Raw genomic sequence first — 6041 nt, 5'->3', positions numbered from 1 at the left:
CACTAAAGACATGCTTATTTATACGCAGGATGAAAAAGATGCGGCGCTGATCCGTTCTCAGGGCTTTCTTAACGTCCGCGTTCTGAAAGATGAAAATCATTTTGTTGACGGACTGACGATTTATAAAACTGACGGCCAGCACGGCAGTAACGAACTATACGCCGATACCCAATTGGGTGATTTACTGGGTGACGCATGCGGTCTGGTCTTCACGCATCATGATGAAAAAACGCTTTATATCGCCGGTGATACCGTCTGGGTCAAGCCTTATATAAAAAGCCTTCAGCGCTTCAAGCCGGAGATTGTGGTACTCAATACCGGCTATGCGGTCAACGACCTGTACGGTCCGATCATCATGGGAAAAGAAGATACCTTACGCACACTTAAGATGTTGCCGACTGCGACCATCGTGGCGTCTCACATGGAATCAATCAATCATTGCCTCCTTACCCGCGCAGAATTACGCGAGTTCTCACTTGAACATGGCATTGAAGATAAAGTCCTTATTCCTGCAGACGGTGAAACAATGTCTTTCTGATAAGCCAATAAGATTTATTTGGGCGAAAAATGTATTCCGACAGGTCACCTGTTATCCTCTGGTCAATCGGAATCAGCAATACTGCCGCCGGTGATCTGGTGGCTCTCCTTTACGGCAAGGTTAACGTTATGTCTGTATTGACGGTCGCCGTGATTGCCACGGCCGGATTCAGCCCTTTTCACTTTTCAGTCCCCTGTATTATTTTCGGACAGTCTATGCCGCAGTCGGATTTATTCCGCGTGGAAATTTGTGCTGAAAAACCGGGCGTCGTCCTGTCAGATATTGGCCTGTCAATCAATGTGAAACATGGCCTCGAGCTACTTGACGTCGCAGACATTGTTATCGTGCCCTACTGGAATCATCCGGAAGAGCGACCTTCTCAGGCGCTACTTGACAAGCTGATAAGCGCATGGCAGCGCGGCGCAGAAGTGGTTGGGCTTTGTCTCGGTGCATACGTGCTGGCCTATTCTGGGTTACTGGATCAGCGCCGGGCGGTAACACACTGGGAGTTCGAACAGGACTTCGTTGAACGATTTCCAGCCGTTTGTCTGGACAGCAACTCGCTGTATACCAGCGATGAACGCCTTATTACCTCTGCCGGCACCGCCGCCGGTATTGACTGCTGTCTTAATATTATCCGGGATCATTACGGTTCAGCGGTTGCTAACCGTGTAGCAAGAAGAATGGTGGTTCCTCCTTATCGGGAAGGCGGCCAGGCACAGTTTATTGAACGCCCGGTCCCTGTATCTACGCGGGACGGAAAAATGAACGAGCTGATGGACTACCTGCGTCGCAATCTGGACAAGCCGCACGACCTCGACTCGCTGGCGGGATTTGCCAGCATGAGCAGGCGGACACTTACCCGTCATTTTTTTAAGGCAACCGGGACAACGCTGGGTGGCTGGCTAAACGCTGAGCGTCTTCAGAGAAGCCAGGAGCTGCTGGAAACTACGGACAGCAGTATTGAAAACGTGTCTGATATTGCCGGGTTTCAGTCGCCAATCTCTTTCCGCCAGAGTTTTAAGGCGAAATTCAGCGTCAGCCCAAGCGAATGGCGCCGGGCATTTCGCGGTCCTGTACCAGTTGATCACGGAAAGGCCTGAGCGGAAGCTAAGAAATCATAATAATTTTAGAAAACTGGCAGCCTGATACCGGAATAAAAATTTGTTCCTGAAATGAGTGAACTGGCTCATTCTTTAAGGGGGCCGCTTGGAAAACGAATCTATGGCCACTCCCGTTTTTGCAACACCGATTTTGACAATAAGTTGGCTTGCTTGAATCTATCCGGCGTCTGAATGGGATTTTATTTCCGCGCCTGATGAACCTCAGAAAATATACGGCTTCAATGAGCCTTTCCGTTTTACAGGTTCCTCAACAGGCCGATAGGCCGTTAGTATCATCAATATTAGTATTCGCAAAACCAGATCAGTGATTCTTTAAACCGGTGTATTTCTGCCGTTATGCTACATAAGTTTGCTGTCGTGCAGTTAAGGCCTAGGCTATTCTGGCTAGCTTGTTTGCTAGAGCACAAGTGACGACAAAGTTCCTTTTCCGGCACAGTAAATCCCTGACCCAATCGGCCAATTTTCCAGACTGGTGTTCCAGTTTTTGTATGAATACCCTGGCACATTGAACCAACAAAGTTCGGATCTTTTTGTTACCTCGCTTACTAATTCCCAGCAATGTCGTCCGACCTCCCGTCGCCAATCTCAGTTGAAATAGTATTCGCTGTCAGTGTTCCGACGCCGGGAATGCTCAGCAAGCGCTGTCCAATCTCATCTTCGTCCAACTTTCGTTTCAACTGGGATTCAAAATCTTTAATCTGCTCAATAAGATAGTGATAATGCTGTTATAATTTCAGCAATAACTGGCTGAGGTAAAAAGGCAAACTATTGTCCTCAGTTGGCTAATAACGGCAGCTCCTCGGGGGAACGCTAATGCCAAATTCCAGCAGAAAAGCATGCATTTGATTACCTTATCCTGAACCAGGGATTAACGGATAGGGTGCAGAGCCCGCATTGCCTGCTGAGATTCCGTTCTAGGTTGCACAAAACGCATAGATGGACGCGATGCAGCTTCACAAATAGCTTCGGCGTCGAAAAAGTCGTTTTTGTTACTTTTAACGAATGGACGGACAAATTGTGGTGATATCAGCTTTGGAAAATGCCCCAATTCTTCCAACTTGCGAGCCATAAAGTGAGAGCCTCCGCAGGCTTCCATTGCGATGGTTGTAGCAGGGCATGTCGCCAAAAATTCGATTAACCTTGGCCGGGTAAATTTTTTACGGTAAACAGCCTTGCCGCGACGATCCTAGCAATGAATATGGAAAGAGTTTTTACCCAGATCAATACCAATGAGCGCAATGTTTTCCATGATAGTTCTCCGAATGAAAGCCTGTCCTCAGCATAGTAGGGGTCCGCTTGGAAAACGGAAAATATCCTACGCTAAGCCTGTTTTTTGTACAGACTACTATTCACTGAGCGTAATGCGCGGTATTTACCCTGTCCCAGTTTGAGGTTTGTTCTCCAGACGTAATCCCCGCTCAGGTTGATATGTTCCCATCCCAGCGGTGACAGATGGGTAATCAGTTGCTCATTAATCGCGATCCCTTTCCGTCTCAATGAATCTACCGCTCTTTCTATATAGACCGTATTCCACAGCGAGATCGCCGCAGTATCTCCGGCTTTCCTATCAGATACCCCTGAAAAGCGTTGATACCGAGCGCCGCCAGCGCCTCAAATTTATCCTGAACATCGACGCCTTCTGCAATGCAAATTGTCTGGTTCAGACAGCAGAAATAAATCAGCGACCGTATCAAATGTTCATGATAAGTGTTGTTCTGAAAAGTGTCGGCAATGCTTTTATCTATCTTAAATCCGTCGAGCGGGATATTTTTCACGGGAAAGATAACGCTCGTCTCCCCAAAGCAATCATCCAGATATACACGGCATCCATTCTCCCGCAGCAGGGCGATTGCCCTCGCGCCCTCGGATAGATCGGTAAGTATGGATTGCTCGCTAATCTCAAACACTAAGCGTGACATCAAAGCTTTGTCCACTAAACGATATCGTGCCTTCCCCATAATATGTTCAATCCAATCCTCGTAAAGTAGGCAATCCGGTAGGTTGACAGCAAAAGTGATGCTACCTCGAAAGTGGAGAATTGTATTAATCGCTGAATGCACCATCATTTCCGTGAGTTGCTGCCACAGCCGGCTAGAATGAAAGTTCGCCATAAACGCTGCAGGTGAAAGAATGTCATCCCCTATCTGCCAGCGCATCAACAACTCATAACCTAGGATATGTTTATCTCTGTTCACGACTGGTTGATAAAATGGAAAGATAGCGCCATCCGCTAATGCCTTAAAAGCCTCTGACTCGCTAACTAAAGGATGCATGGAGACTTTTTTTTTGAATGAATTAATCCAGCAAACACTTGCCCTTCTTTGCCTGGAAGCTGTGACAGTTTTCTGAGCCCAGAGAGTTTATGATGGTGGAATTGTTTACTTCTCATTTTCACATTCCTTCTTCCCGGATGAGGGTGGCGAAAAAACAGTTTTAACACATTGATTTCAATGCATGTTAGACCGGCATGACGGCTGTTTTCGGCCGTCTTCCTCCCCCCCCTTTCCAACATAACCGCCGTAGAGTGACGAGATGGGCAGGGTATCGTTGCGCTGATATACGACAGCGGGCTTTTGGCACACATCCATCGACATTTTGTAAGGGTAATCCGCTTATGCAGATTGAGGTGGAGCGTGTGATAAATAAAATCTGGCGGCAGCTCGCTCAATACCGTAATCGTGCTAGTTAACGGTAGATTATTAGTAATGACAATAAGTGCCATCAAGTCAGCAAACATCGTTTCCTGTCCCATGGATACATGGACGACATAGTGATGATAGGGAGTAAAGAACTTTTTACTCGTCAGTGTGGCGCTGTCTTTAGGTAAATAGTTAGCGGAAAAAAAGTCAATCAGGTAAGGGCGAGCGACGCACTTAACGCTCTGACACAAATAAACCAAACCTTGAGACGTATAGGTACATGATGAAATGACCGAGACCTCTTGAAAGTAAGGTGCATAATTGCCCTCAGGCACAAGCGTGGTGATATTTAATTTATCCATCGTAACGTTCTTCATGGTCAGGATATCCTCTGATGTACCAAGCGCTCCTCTCGGTCGGCCTTGCACACCCTTTTTATCGACACTTTAATGCGAGTGGCACAGCGTTAATGAGATAACGGGCGACCTATGAGCCGCCCGTTCGTCTAACCCAAAGTGAATATGTCAGGTGTCATGGCGAGTGGGTGAACCGTCTTACCACTGGTACCCAACCCCCACTGAGGCACCAAAGTCACTCTGGGTATTACCACTGCCGTTGACTTTAAAAATCCACGTTCCATCTTCAGATGTTTTAGAGACACCGACCGAAATAGCTGACTGACCGTTATACGTCGAAGCCGAGGCACCAACCAAACTTGAGTTAGGTTGATACGCCTGAGGAATACCCGACATCGCCATCGCCGAGGCTATCCCGCCGGTCAGCTTATCATCCAGATCATTAATCTTTTTGTTAACGCTTTTGCCTAAACTCTGGAAAGCGTCATTGACCTGACCCACGTTGGCAGCGTCGGTTCTAGCCGTACCCGCGGCGACATTGGTTACCTGACGTTCGTGACCTACGCTACCAACTGAAACGCTGTTGTCCCTATCCGCCACTGAACCATAGCCCAACGCCACAGACTGAGCACCGCTAGCATGACTACCCGCACCTAATGCGACAGTCTGTGAACCCGTAGCGCTACTACCCTGTCCTGCCGCTAGCGTACTCGCCCCTGAGGCTGTAGCCCCCTGGCCGAGCGCGGTCGCATTCACAGCCGTTGCTTTGGCACCACTACCACTGGCGCTACTGTTAGCTGCCGTAGCCTGCGCGCCCGCACCACTAGCCGTGCTGAAATCACCCGAAGCCACCGAACCCGCACCGACTGCTAATCCGTTTTGACCAGTCGCTTTCGCCACGCCCAAACCAGTATCATCTCGGCTACTGATATTGCCCATTACCCCCTGCAATTGTCCCACCGTGGCGGCATCATTGGCTGCAACTCCGTCGGCCACGCCGCTTAGGGTTCGGTTACCCTCTGTACCCGCGACTGACACGGTTGTACCCGCCTTGCTGGAGCCGATAGTAATGCTGTTATCGTCACTGCTCTGTTTCACCAAATTGCTCTCGGTCGCATTGTTAACAATGGTGGTTAGGCCAGCAATGTCGGTAGTGTTTTTAGACACTTGGTCAGCTACAGCATATAACTGGCTGCCGTTAACGGCATCCGTTGAATCCGCGGTCAGTTTCCCCTCAGCCAGATTAGTTAGCGTCTGGGCCTCTCCCGGCGCAGAGGCTGTTCCACCGGCTGCGGTTAAGGTCGCGACGTTAGCCGTACCGGTACGCTGCACTACCCCAGTGCTTCCGGACGACACGCTATTGTTAAGCGCCGTCAGGTTGCGG

At 48.9% G+C, this 6041-nt stretch carries 5 protein-coding genes and 2 pseudogenes; 2 read left to right on the top strand and 5 right to left on the bottom strand.

Going from position 1 to position 6041, the window contains the following annotated elements; translation table 11 throughout:
* Together BN1044_RS11905 and BN1044_RS11900 are read left to right on the top strand one after the other, a co-directional pair.
* Positions 1–538, top strand: a 538-nt coding sequence (locus BN1044_RS11905; RefSeq protein ID WP_072308886.1) for an MBL fold metallo-hydrolase, incomplete at its 5' end; no start/stop codon positions are given.
* 128 nt (positions 539–666) lie between these two features.
* Positions 667–1641 carry a GlxA family transcriptional regulator gene (locus BN1044_RS11900; RefSeq protein WP_040047076.1) on the top strand — a complete coding sequence of 325 codons (975 nt, stop codon included), beginning with the start codon at positions 667–669 and terminating at the stop codon, positions 1639–1641.
* A gap of 391 nt (positions 1642–2032) precedes the next feature.
* Here BN1044_RS11900 and BN1044_RS23100 read toward each other — a convergent pair.
* From BN1044_RS23100 to BN1044_RS11875, 5 genes and pseudogenes are all read right to left on the bottom strand, one after another.
* Positions 2033–2911, bottom strand: a pseudogene (locus BN1044_RS23100) (IS110 family transposase).
* A 71-nt stretch (positions 2912–2982) separates the two neighbouring features.
* A pseudogene (locus BN1044_RS11890) lies at positions 2983–3213 on the bottom strand (Tn3 family transposase); the annotation flags it as partial.
* Positions 3177–3935 carry an EAL domain-containing protein gene (locus BN1044_RS11885; RefSeq protein WP_072308885.1) on the bottom strand — a complete coding sequence of 253 codons (759 nt, stop codon included), beginning with the start codon at positions 3933–3935 and terminating at the stop codon, positions 3177–3179. The pseudogene BN1044_RS11890 and the gene BN1044_RS11885, both read right to left, overlap by 37 nt.
* On the bottom strand, positions 3923–4678 hold the full coding sequence (locus BN1044_RS11880; RefSeq protein WP_072308884.1) for a hypothetical protein: 756 nt from the start codon (positions 4676–4678) through the stop codon (positions 3923–3925). Before BN1044_RS11880 ends, BN1044_RS11885 begins: the two co-directional genes overlap by 13 nt.
* 177 nt (positions 4679–4855) lie before the next feature.
* On the bottom strand, positions 4856–6041 hold a 1186-nt coding region (locus tag BN1044_RS11875; protein WP_175421606.1), incomplete at its 5' end, for a YadA family autotransporter adhesin.

The sequence above is a fragment of the Hafnia alvei genome (assembly GCF_900095695.1).
GTDB classification, from domain to species: Bacteria; Pseudomonadota; Gammaproteobacteria; order Enterobacterales; family Enterobacteriaceae; genus Hafnia; species Hafnia alvei_B.
This window is presented reverse-complemented; position numbering and strand designations above follow the sequence as displayed.